At 40.9% G+C, this 24,410-nt stretch carries 10 protein-coding genes and 1 tRNA gene; 9 read left to right on the forward strand and 2 right to left on the reverse strand.

What is annotated here, in order from left to right; all coding sequences use genetic code 11:
• Positions 1-100 precede the first annotated feature (100 nt).
• Positions 101-4,054 carry a hybrid sensor histidine kinase/response regulator transcription factor gene (locus B3C94_RS09500; RefSeq protein WP_293902579.1) on the reverse strand — a complete coding sequence of 1,318 codons (3,954 nt, stop codon included), beginning with the start codon at positions 4,052-4,054 and terminating at the stop codon, positions 101-103.
• Between the two features lie 568 nt (positions 4,055-4,622).
• Here B3C94_RS09500 and B3C94_RS09505 point away from each other — a divergent pair.
• The 9 genes from B3C94_RS09505 to B3C94_RS09545 all read left to right on the forward strand — a co-directional run bounded on the left by B3C94_RS09505 (position 4,623) and on the right by B3C94_RS09545 (position 24,237).
• Positions 4,623-7,607 (forward strand): SusC/RagA family TonB-linked outer membrane protein, encoded by a 2,985-nt coding sequence (locus tag B3C94_RS09505; RefSeq protein ID WP_293902582.1) that lies wholly within the window; start codon positions 4,623-4,625, stop codon positions 7,605-7,607.
• A gap of 145 nt (positions 7,608-7,752) precedes the next feature.
• Positions 7,753-9,324, forward strand: coding sequence for a RagB/SusD family nutrient uptake outer membrane protein (locus B3C94_RS09510; protein WP_293902585.1), 1,572 nt, complete (start codon positions 7,753-7,755; stop codon positions 9,322-9,324).
• Positions 9,325-9,984: 660 nt separating this feature from the next.
• Positions 9,985-10,512, forward strand: coding sequence for an RNA polymerase sigma factor (locus tag B3C94_RS09515; protein WP_293902588.1), 528 nt, complete (start codon positions 9,985-9,987; stop codon positions 10,510-10,512).
• A 66-nt stretch (positions 10,513-10,578) separates the two neighbouring features.
• Entirely contained in the window at positions 10,579-11,616 is a 1,038-nt protein-coding gene (locus B3C94_RS09520; RefSeq protein ID WP_293902591.1) for a FecR family protein, read from the forward strand.
• Between the two features lie 4 nt (positions 11,617-11,620).
• The gene (locus B3C94_RS09525; RefSeq protein ID WP_293902594.1) at positions 11,621-14,719 is read left to right on the forward strand and encodes a SusC/RagA family TonB-linked outer membrane protein; all 3,099 of its coding nucleotides are present in this window, start codon (positions 11,621-11,623) and stop codon (positions 14,717-14,719) included.
• 26 nt (positions 14,720-14,745) lie between these two features.
• Positions 14,746-16,314 (forward strand): RagB/SusD family nutrient uptake outer membrane protein, encoded by a 1,569-nt coding sequence (locus B3C94_RS09530; protein WP_293902597.1) that lies wholly within the window; start codon positions 14,746-14,748, stop codon positions 16,312-16,314.
• A 72-nt stretch (positions 16,315-16,386) separates the two neighbouring features.
• Positions 16,387-17,871, forward strand: coding sequence for an aryl-sulfate sulfotransferase (locus B3C94_RS09535; RefSeq protein WP_293902600.1), 1,485 nt, complete (start codon positions 16,387-16,389; stop codon positions 17,869-17,871).
• A gap of 106 nt (positions 17,872-17,977) precedes the next feature.
• Complete coding sequence (locus B3C94_RS09540) at positions 17,978-20,983, forward strand: glycoside hydrolase domain-containing protein (protein ID WP_293902603.1); 3,006 nt, start codon at positions 17,978-17,980, stop codon at positions 20,981-20,983.
• Positions 20,984-21,177: 194 nt separating this feature from the next.
• A complete protein-coding gene (locus B3C94_RS09545; protein ID WP_293902606.1) occupies positions 21,178-24,237 on the forward strand; it encodes a DUF5107 domain-containing protein in 3,060 nt (1,019 codons plus the stop codon).
• A 46-nt stretch (positions 24,238-24,283) separates the two neighbouring features.
• Here the strand turns inward: B3C94_RS09545 and B3C94_RS09550 are convergent.
• A tRNA-Pro gene (locus tag B3C94_RS09550) sits at positions 24,284-24,357 on the reverse strand.
• Positions 24,358-24,410: the final 53 nt, after the last annotated feature.

Genomic DNA, 24,410 nt, shown 5'->3' on the forward strand with positions numbered 1-24,410 from the left:
TACTTACGTTGACTTTCCATCCTTTACTGATTGGGACGATATGATAGCAGTACCTGCTCCATGTGGTAGTTATATCGCAGTGGACAGTTCTACTTCACACCTATTTGCTATTTTCAAGAATATAGGTGCTCGGTGGCATCCCGTAATGTTTATGAAAATCTCGCGAGAAATTGGATTGCACCGTATAGCCCACCATCGTGGAGATCTGTGTAATATTATATTCTTTTTGCGTCAGCAGTTCTGCAGCTTTTTTTAACCTTGAAATATTGATCAATTCGTTTGGGGTTAGATCAGAGAGACCTTTGATTTTACGATAGAGCGTAGGACGACTCATGTTCATCAGTTTTGCAAGTTCGTCGACGTTGAGGTCGATGTCCGAAATATTTTCATAAATAATATTATTCAGTTTACTGATAAAATCTTTGTCCCGTGCGGAAACATGAATATCCACTAAATTGCTGGAAGAATTGGTGAAATAATTTTTAATAATGCGACGGTTCTTTAGAATATTGCGTATTTGGACCATTAAGAACTCGAGTGAAAAAGGTTTTTCGATATAAGCATCAGCACCATTTTTTAATCCCTGAATTTTTGAATCCAGCGCGTTTTTTGCCGTCAGGAAAATCACTGGAATATGGCTATAAAGAATGTCTGTTTTTATCCGTTTACATAAGGCAAGGCCATCCATAATAGGCATCATAATATCTGTCAGTACCAGCTGTACATTCGCGTGATCTAATATGTCGAGCGCCTCGGCACCATTGCTTGCCCTGAGGATGGTGTAACTGATTTTTAATTCTTTATTCAGGTAGGCCAGTATTTCTTTATTATCTTCGACCAATAGAATCACAGGTTTTTCTTCATCCTGTTCTTCCGCTTTGTCACCGGAGTCGGTATCCTCCAGCTCTTCTTGGAAAGATTTAATATCTAAGGATTGTTCCTGAAAAATCGGGATGGAGAGAAGAAATATATTGCGGTTTTCTTCTAAATGTACGAGGGATAGTGTTCCCTGATGCAGTTCCACCAAAGAACGTGATAGGGGAAGGCCTATACCGGTCCCGGTATCTTTGTCGGATTCATTTAAACGATAAAAGGGTTCGAAAATTTTTTCTCTTTTCTCAAAGGGAATGAGTTCTCCATCATTCTTAAATTCAATGTTGAACATAATATCATCACTATTAAACGGGAGAAGCTTAACGAAGACCTCATATTCGGCATATTTGATGGCGTTATGGATGAGGTTAGTAAATATTTTCCGTAAGGCTTCTTCATCTACATAAGCTGTAAGACTGATTCGAGGCAAGAATAACTCATAATGTAACAGTTTATCTTTGGCAAGATAATTTAAATCGTTGAATACTTCGGACAACAGGGAATTGATATCCGTTTTTGTAAAAATAAGGCTCATATTATTAGTTTCTGCTTTTCTAAAATCCAGTAATTGGTTGGTAAGACGGATCAGCCGCGATGTATTTTTTTCAATGAGTGCGAGATCTTTGACCGTGTCGCGGTCGGAGAATTTATGATTATTGATTATTTTCTCAAGTGGCATTTTGATCAGTGTGAGTGGCGTGCGGATTTCGTGCGCTAAGTTGGTGAAAAATTCCAGTTTGAGATTGTATATTTCTTGTTCTTTTTTTCGTTCGTAGCTATCCATCTTCTGGGCATTGTTGGCCTTTATGAGCAGAAAATAATAACGCAATACCAGCAGCACAATTGTACCGAAAGTAAGGAAATAAAAAATGTAGGCCCAACTGGACAACCACCATGGTGGCGAAACAATAATTAGAAGTTTTTTTTCTGTTGGATTCCAGACGCTATTATTGTTGGCTCCTCTGAATTTAAACGTATAAGTGCCTGGCGGGAGTTTGTTGTAGTAGATTTTTTGGTTGCCGGTGATATCTGTCCAGTCTTTGTCATAGCCTTCCATGATGTACCTATAGGCGTTGCTTTTTGGAGAGACAAAGCTCAAAGCGGCAATATTGAAACTGATATTGGAATTGTCGTAAGTGAGGTGTATTTCCTTTGAGAGGGAGATGGATTGTTTCAGTATGCCATTTTCATGTACACGGACGCTGGTATTGTTTATCTGAATACCACTGATAAATATAGGTGGAACGAAGCTATTCTTGATCGATTTTGTTGGATTGAAGCTAACCATTCCTTTAATAGTACCGAAATATAAAGTACCGTCGCTATCCTTAAATGCTGAATTATAGTTGAATTGATCTGCTGGAAGACCGTCTCTCGACGTATAGATAACCCTCCTTGGGACATTTTCCTCGAGTTTGACCAGTCCTCCGCCGGTTGATATCCATATGGTATGGTTGTCGTCTTCCAGCACTTTGAATACTTGGTTGGATGGCAAACCTGATTCGGTGAGATAGTTGGTGAAATGCCCATTACGACGGTATTTTGAAAGCCCACTTTCCGTACAGAACCAAAGGTTTTTCTTGCTATCCTCAAATAGGCCATTGACATAATTATTGATCAACGTATTTTGTTTGCCTTGTTCAGAATACAAATGGCGTATGTCCCCCGAACGGCGATTATACTGATAGACACCGCTGCCATAGGTATTGATCCAAAGGATACCCGAATCATCTTCATAAATACCTTGTATCCATGCGCTGATCGGGAGTAGATCGAAACGGTCTTTGTCTTTGTTATAGCGGTACAATGCGCGGTCAGTCCCTACAAATAGGCTGTTGTCTCTGGCTTTATAGAGGCAAACCACGAAGGTGCTTCGTAAAGGTCCCTGACCGATGTGATCATAATGTTTTTTTAATTTTCCCGTTTTTACATCGAGTATGTCCAGTCCATGCGTCGTGGAACCGACCCATAAGTCATCGCCAATTATAGCTAATCCATGAACATTGTTGTGTGCAATACTGCCCTTTTTTCCATTGGCGACAAAATGCTGAATTTGTTGCGTATAAGCATCTATTTTATTGAGACCACCATCTTCTGTCCCTATCCAAAAATTCCCATATTTATCTTTGTTGATCTCATGGACAATATTTCCTGATAAGGCTGACTTCCCGAATCCGGATAGATATTTCTTAAAGTTGTCGAATTGATTGCTATACTGGTTGAAACCGCCAAAAAATGTTCCGAACCAGATATTGTCTTCCCGGTCCCTATAGAAATTAAGCACTGCGTTATCAGATATGGCAAACGGATTGAGTAGGTCTTTTTTGATATGTTGGCTTTGACCTGTATGGATATTATAGGTATATATTCCTGTTTCTGTTCCGATCCAAAATATAGATGCTGTCTGTTGAATAATGCAGTTTGCCTGGATAACCCTGTTGGGATACTGTGCTGCGAATAGATTTTTTAGCGTTCCGTTTTTGAAATCAAACAGGTAAGCCGTATTGATGGTACCCAGCATAAGGAGCGAGTCGTTGATGGCGTAGACTGTCTTGGTGTTTGCCAGTGCTTTTCGATCTATTTTTTTGAGATCAATTTGGATAAATTTACCATTGTTGACTTGGTACCGTTGTATTGTATTGTTATTGTCTGCAAACCAAAGTCCTGCTTTCTTGCTGCTTGTTACAGCGACAATCGTATTCTTGAATTGATCAAATGGCATTACTTCCTTTGTATAAGGATTGTAACGATAGAGTTTTCCATTGCAAAGTAACCAGATATAACCCGCATATTCGAGTAAGGCATTTACTTCACCTATTGGAATACGGTTGAATGGTTTGAAGTTCTCTTTTATGGGATCGTAACAATAGGTACCTCGCGTTGTTCCGACCCACATAAGCCCTCTGCTATCTGTCAAGAGACTTAAAATGGAGGAGCTTCCAATACTAGAGGAATCGGCAGTATTGTGTCTAAATACCTTAAATTGATTGCCGTCAAAACGATTAAGACCATTTCTTGTTCCTAACCACAAAAAGCCTTGAATATCTTGTGTAATGCACTTGACAGAGCTATTGGATAGGCCATCATGTGTCTGATAGTTTTTAAAATAGATCGATTGTGCCTGCAGCAGGATCGATGCGAGCAATAAGTGAATTAGGATTATGGTGGTTACTCTTTTCAAAACGTATTAGTTGAGTTAAAAATAATCAATAAAAAGATAAAACCTTCATGTTTTTGCAAGCATCAGCGGTCGTGAAAACGGAAGAGGATTCTTTTTTTGCTAATAACTGAGGATAGCGAGCTCATTGATGCCTTATTGAAAAAAAACACGAATTAATAAAACGGACATTCCTAAAAAAGAATTTTGCTGATACGCTGTGATATAAAATTGAGACGCTGTGATTGGGTTTGATGCAAGTATTTGCTGATTTTTATAGAACAATAATAACCAAATGTAAACGTATGCTTCGTCCTCGAATTATGATCGGAAAGTCCTGTGTCTTTGTTTTTCAGTTTGTTAGCTTTTTATGTTCTTCTGCGAGATCGCATCTTGATGCTGTTTTGTTGCCGCATTCAGTTTTCAGGAGTGAGAATTTCAAGAATTTGTGCAATCGAAAATGTTACGGCTGATTATGCTCATTTCAAATAAGAACTGAGTATGATAAAATACCATTAAAAATCACTTAGTATCATTTGTGCATCCCAGATGCACAACATAAAAATCAATTAAACCACCAATCAAAAAGCGTATGAAAAATAAACTACTTGCACAATGCGTAATGACGCTCACCTGTATGCTCGTATCTTTTATTGCAGTTGCCCAGACGAAAGTCTTGAAGGGAAAGGTTGTGGATGAAACACAAAGTCCACTGGCGGGTGCTACAATTAAAGTAAAAGGGGGAACGGCGGCAACAACAACCGACACTGAGGGAGCTTTTACATTTACGATACCCAATGATGCAAAAACATTGGAAGTGTCTTTTATAGGCTATTCATTAAAGGAAGTGCCTATTGTGGGCAATGATATGACGATATCGTTAGAACCTAGTGCTGGTCAAGGTCTGGATGAAGTCGTTGTTATCGGTTATGGTACAGCACGAAAAAAGGATCTAACAGGATCTATGGTCACTATTGGAGCGAAGAATTTCAACAAAGGGATTATGACAAGCCCTGACCAATTGATACAAGGAAAGACACCTGGCGTGATGGTGATTAATAATACAGGCCAACCAGGTGGATCGACTACCGTGCGTATCCGGGGTAACTCATCGATCCGGGCAAGTAACAATCCGTTATTTGTGCTTGATGGGGTACCTATGTCGGGTAACTCACCATTACCAGAAGGAAGAGGCGGTTTTTCGTCCGATCGAGGAAATCCGTTAACCTATTTGAATCCGGGCGATATTGCGAGTATGGATATCCTTAAAGATGCTTCAGCTACAGCAATCTATGGTTCAAGAGGAGCAAATGGTGTTGTGATTATTACAACGAAAAAAGGGAAAGTGGGTTCTCCTGAAGTCTCTGTAGGAGCTTCGGCCGGTGTATCGACCATGCGGGAATATCCCGATGTATTGGATGCTGCCCGGTTTAGAGAAGCGTTAAAATATTACACACCATCTGAGGTGGCTAACGCAGATTTTGGTGGTAATGAGGATGCTTTTAAAGCGATCACAAGAAAGGCCATTACACAAAACTATTACGCCGATGTTGCGGGCGGAAGCGAGTATGGAAAATATCGTCTTTCAGGCGGTTACTTAAACCAAAATGGGATTATTCGTGGTTCGCAATTAAAGAAATATACAGCCAATTTTACGGGTAATTTCCGTTTCTTGGAAAATAAGCGATTGGGATTGGATTTTGCGGTCTTCTTAACGCAGATGGATAACAAATACGCGCCGATCAATGCAACGGTAGGTTCGGAGGGAAATGTGATCTCCCAAGCCTTACAATGGAACCCCACCAGACCGTTATGGGACGATCAAGGTAATTTGACGTTCGTCAGTTCAACTACCCGAAACCCGTTAACGAGTATTGAAGCTTTCAAGGATTTGGCAACAACTAATACCATGGTCGTCAACTTGGCGCCGTACTATAAAATCACCGATGATTTGGAATATCGCTTTATTTATAGTGCCATGAGACAGACGGGAAACCGTCAGGGTATGTACCGAGCAGGTCTTATCGACCCCTCCACGGTAGAGAATGAGCAAGCATTTATCTCGAATAACGGGGAGACTAACCTGCAGATGACGCATATGCTTTCCTACAACAAACAGATCAATGAAGACTGGAGTGTAAATGCTGTAGCGGGTTACGAATACTTGGATTATAATTACAATAATAATATCTCTTTCGGCGGAGGGTTTCGCTATATGGGATTAGATTATTTTGATTATCTCCAATATTCACCTGTTTCAACACGTGAAATATCATCATATAGAAGTCCGACCAACCAATTACAATCCCTGTTTTTGCGTGGAGGATTCAATTATCTCGATCGCTATTTGTTGACTGCAACAGTACGAAGAGATGGTTCGACCAAATTCGGCTCGAATAATAAATATGCAATGTTCCCATCGCTTGCGGTAGCTTGGAATATTAATCAAGAGGAGTTTTTAAAATCTTCGGGTGTATTTGATCAGTTGAAAGTACGGTTGGGTTGGGGGAAAACTGGTAATCAAGAATTCCCTTCTGGTGCATCATTAAATAGATTGGTGTTTGGTAATCAGAGTGTAAGTCAGGCTAACTATGGTAATCCTGATTTGAAGTGGGAAACATCGACAACCATCAATGCAGGGATTGACTTTGGAATTTGGGGAAATCGTCTATATGGATCGATCGATTATTTTAACAAAAAGACGACAGATGCGTTATTTGAGCAAACGCTCGCACAGCCAGCTCCTGCTGGGCGCATTTGGGTGAATTTGGACGGTGAGATCGTTAATAAAGGGGTAGAGGTCGCATTGACCGGTACGATCATCAAGAATGACAATTGGACCTGGGATTTGACGGGTAATGCTACTTTTCTTAAAAATAGTGTAAGTGGCCTGGTAGGATATTATGAAACAGGAGCGTTACGGGGACAAGGTTTCTCAGGTGTATTAGGACAACGTATGGTGAACGGACAGCCATTGAATGTATGGTATTTAGCTGATTATCAGGGGATCGATCCGCAAACAGGTATGAGCATGTACCGTGGACAAGATGGCAGCATCAGTACAGCAAATGATCCTGCTGTTAATAAGTATTATATGCATAGTCCAAATCCAACGACTTTATTAGGTATTTCTACCAACGTCAATTACAAGCAATTTTCATTGGCGGCCAATATGAACGGTGCCTTAGGACATTATCTATTTAATAATACCGCGGCAACGACATTGGGTTTGAGTAATTTGTCATCACGGAATATCGGCTCCGCATTTTTTAATACAGCCGTGAAAGAGTCAACTTCTAATTCGGCAGCACCATCTACTCGATTCCTTGAAAAGGGAGATTACCTAAAAATGGCGAATCTGACTTTAAGTTACCGTGTTGGCAATGTCGGTAGAACACTCAAGAATTTGAATGTCTCGCTTACTGGCCAAAATCTATTCATTATCACGAAGTATACAGGTTTTGATCCGGAGGTCAACACTGATGGGGCGACAAATGGTATTCCTTCATTGGGTATCGAATATTTGCCATATCCGCCTGCAAGAAATATTCTATTAGGTGTTAACTTCTCACTTTAAGCGTATAGGTCATTAGCTACTAAAAATGGGAAACCATCACGATTTATTCGAGCGCATAAAGCAATGATAAATCTGATAGCTTCATCATGAATGTCTTATGGTCAAAATGAAAGAATAAATAATCAAATTTAGACGGATGAAAAAGATGAAATTAAGAACTTTATTATATATCGGAATAATAGGCTCAATAGTGACGAGTACAATTTCTTGTACGAAGCTAAAGGAGGAATTTAAAGGAGAATTGGAGGAAGGGACTGCTAATGTCGATCCTGGAAGTTTGCTGATCACAGCATACAATTCATTGAATACACCTTACCAACAGGAGCAACGCTGGGTAATGCAAGAAATCTCAACAGATGCCGCAATGGCTCCTACACGGGGTGGCGACTGGGATGATAATGGTATGCACCGGGCTATCCATTTACACACTTGGAACGCGGATAATGGCTATATGAACAATACGTTTGTCAGTCTGGGGACAGCGATCTATAATGCAGGAAATGTATTGCGTTACAAACCGAGTGCGCAGCAAGGAGCAGAGGCAAGGTTTATTCGCGCATTGGTTATGTTTGATATGTTGGATCTCTATGGCGTAGTACCTGTTCGCGAAGGGGAGTCTTTTGAAGATTTCAGAATAGCTCCAGAGGTATTGCAACCTCAGGCAGCTATTGACTATATGGTGAAGGAACTCAATGAAATCATCGCAAGTTTACCGGCAAACGGGCCAAAAGCTGCTTATGTAGCTAATAAGAATGCCGCGAAGGCATTGTTGATGAAAATTTATTTAAATAAGGGAACTTTTTTAAATAGACAATCGCCATCTTTTGCCGCCGAAGATATGAATAAGGTTGTGACCTTGGCTAAGGAAATTACAGCTACGGGAGCGTATACAATTTCGGCAAAGGGTAAATACTTCGATAATTTTGCACCGGATAATGACGAAAAGTCTACAGAAAATATTTTTACCCTGTACAATAAAAATGGAGATCGGGGCGGTAATGTGGACCGTACCTGGAATACCATTGCTCATTACAATATGAAACCAGGGGGCTGGAACGGTTGGTGTACCTTATCGGATTATTACGATAAATTTTCGGATACGGATGAAAGAAGAGGTATTTACTACGACTATGCCGCAGATACAACCTCAAATAAAAAGAAGGGATTTAAACGTCAAAATGTTGGATTTTTTGCCGGCCAACAGTATAACTGGAGTACAAACAAACCGCTGATGGCTAGAAATCCGGCCAACGCACCTCTGGTCTTTACGCGTGAGGTTACCATCCGTACCTCGGGAGCTACCTTGGAAACAGCTGGTATTCGTCCGATGAAGTATGCTTTTGATTATGCAGTCACTGGTCAGCGAAATAACGACTGGGTTGTCTTTCGTTATGCAGATGTGTTGTTGATGCAAGCAGAAGCTATATTGCGGGGAGGAACAGGAACAGCAACCGAGGCGCTGGCTTTGGTCAATGATATTCGGACCAATCGCGGTGTGAATAGCTTTACAGCTTTGACACTCGATAATTTATTGGATGAGCGTGCGCGCGAGTTGTACTGGGAAGGCTGGCGAAGACAAGATTTGATACGCTTTGGCAAATTTTTGTTGGCTTGGCAGGAAAAAGCAGCAGATGCTGATCCGAAAACATTGGTCTATCCAATTCCGAGTCAACAAATTGCCGTGAATCCAAACCTGAAACAAAATACAGGATACTAGATTTGTATTTATATCCATAAAACAAGCAGGTTCACGGAGTTTGTTTTAATAAGAAGGTATTTAGAAGATAAGTGATTTCCCTTATCCTCTAAATACCTTCTTTTTTTGAACAATGTTCGTCTTTCATGATTGCCACAATTGTCTGATTAAAATTATTAAGGTAAAAATTAAAAGGAAGACATCCTTATACCAACTTATACCTAATCACAATTTTTAATCAATATTTAGACAGTAATTCGTCACTGGTTATTCAATCTACACTGAGAGATCACTGAACAAGCACTGAACAATCACTGAATAAGTACTGTTAAAAGGAGGAATTTGGTCACTATTTGATCCCTATTTGCTTCTCTTAAAAATTAAAAGAGAAAAAAGGGAAAAAGCTACGTTTAATCAGCGAAAAGATTGCCGATGTGCGGTAATCGATCATTGTGGGATGTTAGTTTGCGGTTCCCCAAAGGGACATGACCGTGAACGGACATTTCTATTAAAAATATTGTCTTGTTTTTTTGATAAAAAATAATCACTTTAGTTGTGAGTAACTAGCCAAGGAACTTTGGTTATTGTGATGGATCAATTTGAAATTCCGTCAGATGCCAATTTCAATATTCTTTTTAAAAAGGACAACTGCATTGAAAAAAGAAGATCTAAATGTAGATTATGATGGATAAAATCCTACAGCGGGCACCTACTAACGAAAAAGAGTTTTTTTTAGCTTATCGTTATTGGTACAGAAAGTTATACTATTTTCTGTATCAGAAGACCCAATGTTCAAACCTTGCGGAGGATGTCGTCCAACAAACCTTTTTAATTATTTGGGAGCGCAAAAGTAATGCGAATCACCAAATCCAATTCAGTACCCAGCTCTTTCAGATTGCACGGACAAAATTGATCGATGAATTGCGGCGGCGTGCATTGAACAGAAAGTATGTCGACTATGAGAAACCCTTTGTACTAACCCAGTATGAAGATCTTGAGCGCCAAATCGCCTATAAAGACGAGCTGGAATACGTAAAAGAGTTGATTACCCAAATGCCCTTTATGCGGCAACAGGTATTTTACCTTCATAAAATTGAAGAATTGAGTTATAAAGAAATTGCCGTCAAGTTGTCTATCTCTCCCAAGACCGTAGAAAACCACATTAGCATTGGTCTAAAATTTATCAAAAAATTTTTTAGACTCTCTTAGGGGGTAAGCCTATCCTTATTCGTATAACAGGTATATGCGCATCCAGCTAAATGGATGGAAACTGTTATGAATCGCAAATTCTTATTAAACAAATTCTTGGCAAATGAATGCTCTGCCGAAGAGGCGAAGCTTGTATTCTCCTGGCTGAATGAAGATCCCAAATTACTGGACGATCTCCTCTCGGAAGATGACTGGGTCTCTTATATCAATCAAGAAAATAAGTCAAGACGCGGTGGGGACAATCTGTTGAAAATTGTCACCGTTTTTTTATTATTTGGCTTTTTGTTTATCCTTTCAAATCTATTCACTACATCCACTGATACACCTAGATTGTTGACAAACATCGTCAATGAGATTTATTATAATCCCTCAGCCAAACCAAAAGAAATTATAGCTGCAGACAATTCCCTGTTGACGCTAGAACCGGGAGCACTGATTCGACTTTGTATCAAACCGAATCTTGATTTTAGGCGGGTCAAGTTATTGAAGGGAAGGGCCAATTTTAAAGTTTCAAAAGATCCTTCCAAACCCTTTATCGTTGAAAGTGGAACATTGATGACCACAGCATTGGGAACAGCATTCAGTGTGGATTATCAGACGGAGGCTGATCACGTTTTGATCAGATTATTTGAGGGGAAGGTTCGGGTTGACTATCTGGAACCATCCATATCTGCGGCGAAAATTCTGAAACCGGGCCAACAGATTTATTTTTCCGGAACCAGCAAGATGGTTCTTTCAGATTTTAGAGGTGCCATAAAACCAAGAGCGAAGCAAAATGTACCCGCTCAAATTTTGCTTTCATCGGTGGAAAAACCGTATCGCAATCCAGCGACAATTCATCAAAGTTCAAACTGGCTCCAATTAGAAGAGACCTCGGTGTCCGAGATTATTCAGTACATCAATCATGAACTTGATGTACCGATATCCTATGATTCATTGATCGTTAAAAATTATCGGATCAAAGGTAGGTTTAGCAAAAACCCAACAATGAATCTGCAGGACAAAACGGATCTTGCAGCGTCTATTCTGCAGCTGATTGCGGAGGTAAATCCATTTATTCTTGAAAAACAACATAATACATATATACTCAAACCTAAAAAATAGAATCATGGTAAATTTTAACTTAACCAAGAAACCATTTTTTGTTTTTATAGCCCTGACACTGTTATCTTTTCAATGTCTGGCGGGAACAATAAATGGTGTAATCAAAAACTCGTCGGGGCAACGACTGGCAGGGGTTAGTATAATCTTGAAAAATCCCAGCAGCAGTTTTTCGACCGCTGCTTCGAGTGCAAGCGATGGTAGTTTTCGTTTTGCTGATGTGCCCAATGCTAAAGGCTACGAGCTGACGTTTTCATACATTGGTTACCAAAGCTATGTGGAACGCAATGTGCAGGTTTCAGCTGCTGGAGCTACGACACTTTCCATTATTCTAGAAGATCAGGTGAATCAGCTGGAAGATGTTGTCGTGATCGGATACGGCAAACAAAAGAAAAGTGATCTGACAGGAGCTATTGCATCCCTTTCCAGCAACGAGCTAACGAAGGGAGGAGCCATAAGTAATGTGGGGCAAGCCTTACAGGGGAAGGCCTCAGGTGTGGTGGTAACGCAGAATTCGAAAGCTCCGGGCGGAAGTACATCGATCAGAATCCGTGGAACAAATTCCATCAGTGGAAGCAACGACCCTCTTTATGTTATAGATGGATTCCCAACAAATAACGGAATCAACATCAATCCTGATGATATAGCATCGATGGATATTCTCAAAGATGCTTCGGCAACGGCTATCTACGGATCAAGAGGTGCAAATGGTGTAATCATCATTACGACAAAACGTGGCCTTACGGATAAAAACAATATTACCTATAGTGGTTATGTGGGAACCCAAAAGCCAATTGTTCCTTTCACTTTTCTCGATGGTAAACAGTATATGAATCTCGCGAATGCGCTTTATAAAGAAATTCAAGGTCAAGAAAATCAAGAATATGCCGTTTACACGAAGTCACAGCTGGAGTCTGATGTGAATACGGATTGGGTGAAGGAAACCATGCGTAATGGCATCTTGCAAAACCATAATCTTCAATTTTCCGGAGGTGGGGAAAAAACGAAGGTGTTGACAAGTATAGGTTATTTTGATCAAAAGGGTGTTTTAAAAACGACAGACTTTAATCGGATTTCAGGCCGTATCAATGTGGATCAAAAGGTAAATGATTATATCCGTACAGGGGCGAGCCTATCGGCGCAGCGGGAAAAATCCAATATGCAAGTTTATGATGGAAATATCCTCAATTCAAATGTATTATATAGCATATTGACCTACGACCCAACAGTACCTGTTTACAATGCGGATGGAAGCTTTGGACGACCTCCGGGAGGACAGGGAGATAATCCGCTAGCCAACTTAATGTCGCGCATCAATGACGTGCAAAGGGACAAGTTGAATGGAAATATTTTTCTTGAGGTAAATCCGATCAAAGAACTGACCTTACGCATGGATGCCGGGACTGAAATAACGCATGATCAATTGGGAAGTTATCTGACCCGAGATTCTTATCAAGGGGGGATAGATGACGGTGTGGCAAGTCAGGCCGATTTTAATGAAACACATAATCTGATTGATTTTTATGCTACTTACGCGAAAGTTTTCAATGAGAAGCACAATTTGAGTGTGATGGGGGGCTATTCGTATGAGAAATATGTGCGTCACAATAAAGGGATCAATGTAAAAGGATTTTCGACCGATCTGCTGGAGTATAATAATTTAGGTATGGCTTCGAGTATTACGGGAGTAAATTCTGCTAAAGCAGAAAACCTGGTTATTTCATTTTTCGGTCGGGTAAATTATTCCTACGCTGATAAATATTTATTGACGGCAACTTTACGTCGTGATGGGTCATCGCGTTTTAGTCCAAACCATCGATGGGGAACTTTTCCTTCAGCAGCTTTTGCATGGAAAGTCAACAATGAAGATTTCATGAAAGAGCAGCAGCTATTTTCGGATCTAAAATTTAGGTTGGGTTACGGACAGACGGGAAATGATCGCGTAGCTGATTATGCGTCTTATGGACTGATGGATAATGGCCATTATACCTTTGACGGTGTGACCAACGCCGGTGGGGTTAAGCAAAACCCTACTTATCCCGAAAACGATAAACTAAAATGGGAATCCACTACCCAATATAACGTTGGACTTGATTTTTCATTTTTTAAAAACCGGTTAGCCTTTACTTTGGATGCCTACTATAAGAAAACCAATGATCTTCTGATTAAGAGTATACTGCCTTATTACACAGGATATACCTCCGGACAGCGTAACCTAGGTACGATGAATAATAAAGGACTGGAGTTTTCGGTGACCAGTAAGAATATGACCGGAGCATTTACCTGGGAAACAAAATTGAATTTAACGATGAACCGAAATAAGGTGTCAAGCCTGGGCGGAGAGCCCGAGCAATTGTTGACTTCGTCTAAACCAATGGGGAATGTCTCTGAAGAAGCTTATTCGGTCATTCGTGTTGGGGAGTCGCTGGGCTCGTTATTCGGCTATAGATACCTGGGTGTTATTCAACAAGGAGAGAATTATGCAGCACAGCCAAATTCGAAACCAGGGGATCCTAAATTTGCCGATGTGAATGGCGACGGAACGATAAATTCAGCGGATCGCACGATAATCGGCCGTGGTTATCCGAAGTTCAACTTTGGTATGACCAATACATTTGCCTATAAAAACTTTGATTTGACTGCATTCATCTATGGCAATGTTGGAAACGATCTACTCAATATGACACGTATGAATCTGGAGTGGAAACGTACCACAGAAGCCTTAAATCGATGGACACCAACAAATACCAATACAGATATTCCGAGAAATGGATTTTATTACATGAACTATGGTGGTTATATCAATGACCATTTTATTGAAAATGCTTCCTTTTTGCGCTTGCGTAATCTGACGCTGGGGTATACCATTCCATTGAAAACAAAAGCGGTTCAATCGATACGGGTATATGGTATGGCAGAAAACTTATTTACGATTAGCAATTATTCTGGATGGGATCCTGAGGTCGATACCAAGGGATACGAAAATGATGCGCTGGTTAAAAATAGAGCTGGAAATAATCAGAGTGCCAATGCGGGGGTCGGTCTTGATTTTAATTCATATCCTTCGATGCGCTCCTTTACTTTCGGTGTAAGTGCAACATTTTAATAGCTAATATCTAAATCAGAAATGACATGAAGACGTTTAAAAATAATATAAAATATAGCTTAGGTATTGCGGGTTTATTGGCCATTTTGAGCTTAAGCCTAAATAGCTGCACCAAACTGGATCCTAAATTATATAGTGATCTGACGACAAAAAATGCATATTCAACAGAGAGCGATATCAATGCCGCGTTAACGGGCGTGTATACGAGTTTATCGCCTTATCCAGGGGATGCTTACTTGTACTATGCTGGATACCTGGTGATGATTACCGATTACGCAACGGATATGGGCTTTTCTACTGCAGCGGGTGATCCTACACGGATGAGTAATTTTACATACGATGATAATAATAGGTACTTTAAATTCAATTATCAGAATATGTATCAGGTGATTAGTAATGCCAATATGCTGATTGACCGTATCGAGAGTGTAACTATTCCTGACGATCGCAAGAAGAAAATTATCGCACAGGCGAGGTTCTTACGGTCACTATCGTATATGGATCTTACAGATGCTTGGGGACCGGTACCATTGATAACGACTGTCAAGAATCCGACGGAAAGCTACAATGAACCCTTAGTTGCTGTCGAAAAGATCGATGCACAAATTGCTGAAGACTGCCAATATGCGATCGATAACTTACCAGAGAAGTGGTCGGATGAGCTGGGCATTGGCAGGGCTACCAAAGGTGCGGCGCTGACCCTTATGGGAAAAATGTATATGCGTTCGCATAATTATGAAAAAGCAAAAACGTATATCGATCAGGTTTTAGCGTTACGTGATAAAGGTGTATACACGCTGAATCCAGATTTTAAGAAGGAGTGGTCCGACAATAATAAAATGGATATGGGGCTAATATTTGGCATCTTGCATGAACCTACATTAAACGGGGGCGAGATTACCAATCACTTCGGCCCGACGGACAATCCTGAAGTACCCGATAGGTGGCAGTACTATGGTGTTTCCCTTGATTTCTGGCGAAAATATAGTGACTTGGATCCACGTAAAAAGTTTTTCTATTATAATTACACAGGAAAAGCCGTACGGGACAAAAACACAAAGTATGGTTTCTTTTATATGTTGCCAGCCAAAGGTCAAACCACACCGCCAAGTGATACGGTAAAATTCCTCCAAAACGTTGCAACAAAGAAGTATTCTTATGATATGGTCAATAACTCCTATCTGGATGGACGGACGATACAGGTCTTTCGTTTAGCGGATGTTATCTTGTGCAAGGCCGAGATTGAAAATGCCTTGAAAGGACCTGCAGCTGCATTGCCTTTTATCAATGAGGTGCGGAAAAGAGCTGGAGCACCAGAATATGGCAAACATCCCGATTTTCCAAGCCCTGCGAGTAAAGAAAGTATGATCGATGCCCTTGTTGATGAACGTGGATTTGAGCTTGTGTTTGAATACAAAAGACGCCAGGATCTGATCCGTCTGGGACGTTATGAAAAAGTGAGCAATGCTTATCTGAAAGGCCGTGGACTGAAAGAAAATGTCACCGAAGCAATGCGCTATTTCCCTTATCCATTGGAGGAAGCACGTTTGCATCAAGAAATGACGACGGCCAATCCTTCGCGATTGCCTAAATAAGCAGATGAAAAGCGCACTACAATGTGTGGTGCGCCCCATTTGAATGATCAATGGAATTGAAATTATTTACAGATGAAACCAATTAAAGCAATTGTCGTATTGATTGTGATCGGGCTAGCATCATTTGCAGCTTACTATTATTACGCGAAACAAGTTGAAATTGAAAATATTCAGTTGACTTCACCCAATAATCTACCGCTGAACGCTGCTGTACAAGTGAATTTAAACAGCGCTGAGGAAGTCTATGTTGAGTATTGGAAAGAAGAAGATGCGGAGCTTCATAAAACGGCTGTTTCAAAGCCTGCTGTTCAGCATAACATTCACTTAATGACGCTTGAACCTAATACAAGTTATAAATTTAGGGTTATTATTGACCGGATTATTCCCATAAAATCAAGTGAACAATCTTTTAAAACAAGGCCGCAGTCGCCTTGGATGGTACACGACTGGATTAAATCCAACCATCCGCATGATGAAAAAGCATTAGGCAATGGTTTGGTGTTATTATGCTATCGGGGATTTCCGGGTTACATGGCCATGGTTGACGGTAAGGGAACCATTAGATGGTATTGGCAGGATGAAAAGCTGGGAGTACGCCTTGCTTCACTGACTCCAAGGGGTACGATCTTAGCCCTATTGGCTCCAGCGAGTAAAGATGAATTTAACAAGCCCAATCAGCCCAGCAAGAAATCGACAAATGCGAGTTATTACCTGAGAAGTGGACGCATTGGATTTGTGGGGGGGACGGTGCTGGTTGAAATTGATCTGACGGGTAAAGAAATTGCACGTATTGATTTGGATAAAAAGGGGATTATCATGCATCATGATGTGCAGATGGATGACAAGAATAATATTGTAGGCATTGTGCGGGATTTCAGAATTGACGACCGGCCCAATCACCCAAAAGATACGCTTTGGGGCGACGCAATTCTGACGATGGATACAAAAGGGAATATCTTAAAGAAGTGGTCACCCTGGGAAAAATGGGATATTCAGCATGATAAAAAACTAGATAGCCTAAAGCATGACCGATTTCATTTTAATACGATTTCGTTCGATCGTGACAACAATTATCTGACTTCTTCGCCCATTGAAAATCAGGTTTGGAAAATTGATGCGAAAACTGGTGATATTCTTTGGAAACTGGGGAAAGGCGGTAATTATAAATTAAAAGACGAGGAACTGTTTTATTTCCAGCATGCACCACATATCACAAAAACAGGTGAGCTGTTGCTTTTTGATAATGGCGATTTTTCTCCGCGTGATAGCACAACAGCCAATAAACAATCACGGGCAATAGCTTTTAAACTTGACGAAAAGAAAAAAACAGCAAGGGTAGCTTACGTAGCTCCGATTCCGAAAAAGCAGTTCACAGCGAGAATGGGGAGTGCCTATGAATTGGATAATGGTAATTTGCTGCAGACAAGCTCGAAAACAGGCAGTGTACTGGTGACGGATAAAACAGGGAAGGTACTTTGGGAATTAAACGCGTACTTTATTCCTTATCGTGCTATCTATGTACCTGAGGAAACCTGGCGTAAATACAGACAAAACTAAGTGCATTATTGTCTCATTTTTGAGGAAGCAGCGGACTATGTAAATCGTACCGATCTTATGGGAAGGCTCGGTAAAAATAAAAATATACTGAATAAATATTATTCGAATGAAAAAAAGAACAGCCTCTTATCATCTGGCAATTATCCTTGCCGTATCGTTGTTGACAAATTCTGTCCAAGCACAATTGGCATACCCTCCGGAGCCCCAGAAGTGGGATGCTGACCTGCTCGGTAATCACCGTGCCGTGCTTCATATAAATACAGATCAGAAGGAGGTTCAGGTGGATATTCCGTGGCGAAATCGCTGGGTTGAGGCGAATCAACAAGTCATTATTGTCGACAGCGCCAACAATAAGCAGATTGCTCCCAGTGCTTATCTTTGGATGAACACAGAATCTGGTGGACTACGGTTTAAGCCAGTTTCAGGAAAAGGCATTTATTATGTCTATTATTTACCCTATCAGATGGGGGGGCGCAGTCGTAATTATCCAGATGCAATATATCTTAAAAATCCTGTTTCAGCCCCGAAAAAAAGAACGCAGCATGTAAGTGGAAATTCAAAGGGAGTTACTGTTGCACGTTTTGACGCCGTTGATCAATACAATAGTAATGATCCGATGGAAGTGATTGCGCGTGCAGAAGAAGTTCGGAGTTTTTTGAGCAGAAATGCCAATAGCGCTTATTATCTTTTTCCCGAACTAAGAGAGTTTCCGATTAAGATGGAAAGCAACCTTCCAAAACGTTGGGTTGAGAAAGAGAAAGCGTTGAATACGTTGAAAGGAATAGGGCAGTCGGGTGAGTTCTATGCATTTCAACTGGGACTGTGGTCACCTAAAAAGGAACTCAATGATATCCAAATTTCTTTCTCGGATTTTAAAGCAAATGATGGGGCGATTATTCCAGCGAATAGCATGAATTGTATTAATACCCAAGGTACTGATTATACGGGAAAACCGATGTCGCTCAAGGTGAACGTACCCAAAGATCGGGTGCAGGCATTGTGGTGCGGTATTCAGATACCCGCGGATGCAACAAGGGGAACCTACTATGGCATAGTCACCGTAAAACCCAAAAATTCGGCGGCGAAACAGGTCCATATAGAATTAACGGTTTCAAATACTCCAGGAGATGTAGCCAGTGTTGATCAGCCTTGGAAAATGACACGGTTACCTTGGTTAAATTCGACATTAGCGCAAAAAAATACCGTTATCGCTCCTTATACAGCTATCGAATTAAAAGCCGACTCTACCCTACATATTTTGGGGCGGGAGGTTAAACTTCATCCGAGTGGTTTCCCAAAACAAATTAGTACATTTTTTACACCTGAATTGACCGAAATAGGAGCCAAGGCGAATGACTTACTATTTGAACCGATTCACTTTCATTTCTATCAAGCTTCAGATGGAAAGGAAATCCAACTCAAGGCGGGCGGGGTTCAATTCCAGACCAAAAGTGAGGGTGAATACAGCTGGCTGGCAAAAAGTGAGTCAGCGGAGCTGCGCATGGAAGTCGAGGGAAAACTGGAATTTGATGGTTATATGCATTATGTGGTTAAGCTGACAGCGCTAAATGACTTATCGTTAAAAGATGCCACAATGCATATCCCAATGATTCCCAATAAGACGGATTATTTTATGGGACTGGGACAAAAAGGAGGAAAGAGACCTGAACAACTCTCCTGGAAATGGGATGTGGCTCACAAAAATCAGGATGGTGGCTGGATAGGAGCAGTCGACGCCGGACTCCAATTTTCACTTCGCGATGAACATTATTCCCGTCCGCTCAATACAAATTTCTATCTTCAAAAACCATTGGTGCTGCCACAGTCCTGGGGCAATGAAAATAAAGGTGGTATAGATATTGGTTTAAAAGGCAAATCAGTTTTGGTAAATAGCTATAGTGGTGCCCGTGAACTGAAAGAAGGTGATGTGCTCTATTACAATTTTAACTTATTGATTACCCCTTTTCACCCGATCAATACAGAAGCACAGTGGAATGAACGGTATTATCATGCATACAAACCTGTGGATTCTGTTGTTGCAAGTGGCTCCAATGTGATCAATATCCACCATGGAAATGAAATAAATCCTTACATCAATTATCCGTTTATTGCAACAAAAGAAATGAAACAATATATCGATCAGGCGCACGATAAGGGGTTAAAAGTCAAGATCTACAATACTGTCCGTGAGGTGTCAAATCGGGTCTATGAGCTCTATCCTTTGCGGAGCCTAGGCACGGAAGTGTTTTCACCGGGAAAAGGAGTCGGTTATTCCTGGTTGCAGGAGCACGTGGGTAAAAATTACATCGCAGCCTGGTATGTTCCCCAATTTAAAGACGCGGCGATTATTAATAGCGGAATGAATAGATGGCACAACTATTACGTCGAAGGAATGAATTGGTTGGTTGATCATATCGGTATCGACGGGATTTATTTGGATGATGTTGCCTTCGACAGAGTCACCATGAAAAGAATAAAACGGGTACTAACAAAAAATGGAAAACCAGGCCTGATCGATTTACATTCGGCAAATCAATATAATAAAAGTGATGGATTCAATAATAGTGCGAACCTGTATCTTGAGCATTTTCCGTACATCAATAGACTATGGTTTGGCGAGTACTTTGACTATGAGAATAATCAACCTGATTTTTTCCTTACCGAAGTGAGCGGCATTCCGTTTGGTTTAATGGGTGAAATGTTGCAAGATGGTGGAAATCCCTGGCGGGGTATGCTTTATGGCATGACCAACAGGATGCCCTATCAAAAATTGACACCAGCTGATTTATGGACAGCCTGGGATCAATTCGGCATAAAAGGTAGTAAAATGATCGGTTATTGGTCGCCAAACATTCCTGTCAAAACCGACAATGATCAGGTCCTGACAACGGTTTATAGCCGAGCCGGCAAGGCGATGATAGCTATAGCCAGCTGGGCAGAGCGTGATGTTGCGGTCAAATTGACCATAGACTGGGATAAATTAGGGATAGATCCAGAAAAAGCAAAATTATCCACGCCTACAATCCCAAATTTCCAAAATGGAGCACAGTATAAATTTGGAGATGCGATTCCCGTAGAAAAGAATAAGGGTCTTTTATTGATGATTGAATAATAGCGGACTATCGTGTGAAAACTATCATAGGTTTTTGACAATCTAAAAGAAGTAAATGGCCTATGATAGATTCACTCCTGCGTTGGAAGTATGCGAAGTAATCATTAGACTGACGGATTTATCCATAAGGGATGATTATATCGTGTCGGAAGGATTCAATTGAAATTATGAACTTTTTTAAATTATAAATGCAAATGAAAAAGTGGATTTTGTTATGGGCAATGGGTAATTGTGTGCTTGGAGTTTTTGCACAGCATCCTACAAAGGTTTCTGAGGTGAAGAAACGCTATACAACCTATCCATTTACCGATCCGGATCCAATAGCCTCAGCTCAAAAATTATACCCTTATTTTCGCTTCGATGGTTTTACAAATACGGCTATCGAAAAGGACTGGAATGCCGTAATCTTGGAAAACGATTATATTCGGGTACAGGTGATGCCGGAGATCGGCGGCAAGATTTGGTCGGCCTATGATAAGGTCAATAAGCGGGACTATATTTACAACAATGGCGTTGTAAAGTTTAGGGATATTGCTATGCGGGGGCCTTGGACGAGTGGGGGCATTGAAGCTAATTATGGGATTATTGGTCATACACCCAATACATCTACGCCTGTAGATTACCTGATGCGAGAGAATGCCGATGGAAGCGCCAGTTGCTTTATCCATGCCTACGATATGCTGAGCAGGAGTAACTGGACTTTGGAAATTCGACTGGAAAAGGATAAGGGCTATTTCTCGACACGTTCTTTCTGGTCTAACACCAATGCAGTCGAACAACCTTATTATACCTGGATGAACTTAGGCGTTGCCGCCGGACAGGATCTCAAGTTTCTCTATCCCGGAAATCAATATATAGGTCATGACGGTGATGCACACGCTTGGCCTATCGATAACCAGGGGCGGGATCTTTCTAACTATCATGAGAATGCTTTTGGCAGTTCTAAATCATACCACGTCTTGGGGGCACATAGCAATGCTTTCGGGGTGTATTATCAAGATCATAACTATGGAATGGCACGTTATGCACTCCGGGAAGATAAATTAGGAAAAAAGATATTTCTTTGGTCTCAGGCTGGAGATGGCAAGATATGGGAAAATTTACTCACCGATAAGAGCGGGCAGTATGTGGAAATCCAGAGTGGGCGCCTGTTTAATCAAAATGTCCCATCAAGTAGTCTGACTCCCTTTAAACAGATTGGTTTCGCTCCTTATCAAAGCGACACCTGGACAGAATATTGGATGCCATTTTCGGGAATAGGTAAACCGAATGATATTCAACTATCGGCAGCGATCCAGATGAAACAGGAAAACGATGAGATCATTTTGGATATTGATCCGAAGCGACCTTTAAGAGATAGTATTTATGTTCTTGATAGCGTTGGTAATGTGTTGAATAGGAGTTTTATAGAAGCCAAATTGGGCGAACCTACAAAATTTTCCTTGAAAGTAGCGACCGCGTCGAGACCTAGCTATCTTAAATTGGGATGGGATTATTTTAATCTCAGAACAGAAGGGGCCCGGTCAAAACTGAATAGGCCAACTGTCATTTCAGCGGAAGTAAGATCAGACACCTCTCAGACCAAATTATTGGAGATCCGTGATCTAATACGTTTTAGGCAATATGCGCTTGCCGAAGTCAAATTAAAAAAATTGGCTCAACAAGCGCCGACTTCACAAACCTATCTTGAAATGGCCAAACTGGCTTGGTTTAAAATGGAGTATCAGTCAGTTTATACCTATGCCCAACAGGCATTGTCTATAGATGCTTATGATGCACAGGCAAATTATTATTATGGTTTGGCTGCAATCAAGCTGAAAAAAGAAAACGACGCTTTAGATGGCTTTGAAGTTGCTTCATTAAACCCGACCTGGCGAAGTGCTTCGTATGTACAACTGGCCAAATACTATTACCGGATAAAACAATATGAACGCGCTGGAGATTATCTTGGAAAGGCTTTGGTAGCCAATCCATTAAATATTGATGCCTTACAGATGAACTTGCTTGTTCAGCGCAAAAAAGGAGGCTTAACTGATACACTTTCCCGTCAGACAATTCTTCAATATGATCCGTTTAATGCTTTTCTCCAATTTGAGGAAAAAAAGACTGTTTCATCCAGGCAGGAGTTTGCCTCCGAAAAACTGTTGGAACTAGCGATATGGTATGCGGACCTTGGCGAGTTTGAATCTGCGACCGATCTACTCCGTTCAGGGCAGAAGAATACAGAAGCCTTACTTTGGCTGGCTTGGTTGACACGATCGAATAAGTCGATCAGTCAAGGATGGTTAGCTCAGGCTGCGCAAAGCAAGCCTAGTTTTGTCTTCCCATTTCGTGAAGAAAGTAATGGTGTATTCGAATGGGCAAACAGTAACAGCAAAAGCTGGACTGTCGATTACCTGTCGGCATTATTGTACCGCTTCAGGAACCAACCGCAAAAAGCAAAAGAAATCTTGTCAGCAGTAGGGCAGGAGCCAACAGATTTTGCAGCCTATTATGCGCTGAAATCAAGTTTGCAAGATACGAGCGATCATGATCTGGCGGTACAGATGATGCGGCAGGCAACAGTAGTAGATCCACAAGAATGGCGATATGGACTGCATTTGGTGGAGCTCCTAAACAATAGTGCGTCTTATGAGAAGGCGCTTCAGGTAAGTACAGCATATCATCTCAAATTTCCAAAAAATTATATACTAACGCTGTCGCATGTACGTACTTTATTGTTGGCTAAAGAATATGCGCGAGCTGAGAAGGAATTAGGGGACGTAAACATACTTCCTTTTGAAGGCGCAACAGAAGGTCATCGGTATTATGTGCAGGCCAAGCTCATGTTAGCCTACCAAAATATAGTGGAGAAAAAATATAAAGAGGCAAAGTTGAAGATTGCAGAATCGAGGTTATGGCCGATGAACTTAGGGGTTGGTGAACCTTATGCGGAGGAAAAAAATGAATTATTGGCTGACTGGCTTGAACAGCAGCTGGGGCTGAAGGAAAAAAATGGGAATATAGACCTCTTGAAAAAAATTGTCCATAGCAAAACATCAAAGAACAAGTATGAGCTGATGCTTCGTGAACTTGCAGAAGAGCAATTAAAGCTGTCAGGAACGGAAATTGCTGTCGCGGAGAAAAATGATCTAAGAGAAATAAGCCAGTCAGATCAGGACCTTTGGAATCAAATTAAAAAAGGTTCTTTAGCAACTTACTGGCCAGTACTTATTCGAAAAATCTATTTTGAACAGGACAAACGGCTGTTTTGATGCCGAAGGGGAGATGAAATAATCGAATGACCGTAAAAATAAAAAGTCGGGATGGCCGGATTTGAACCGACGACCTCCAGCACCCCATGCTGGCGCGATACCGGGCTACGCTACATCCCGTTATTCCAATTTGATAAAAAAGCTTATCTGAAATAGAGCCGTTATCTGGAATA

The organism is Sphingobacterium sp. UBA5670 (assembly GCF_002420705.1).
GTDB lineage: Bacteria > Bacteroidota > Bacteroidia > Sphingobacteriales > Sphingobacteriaceae > Sphingobacterium.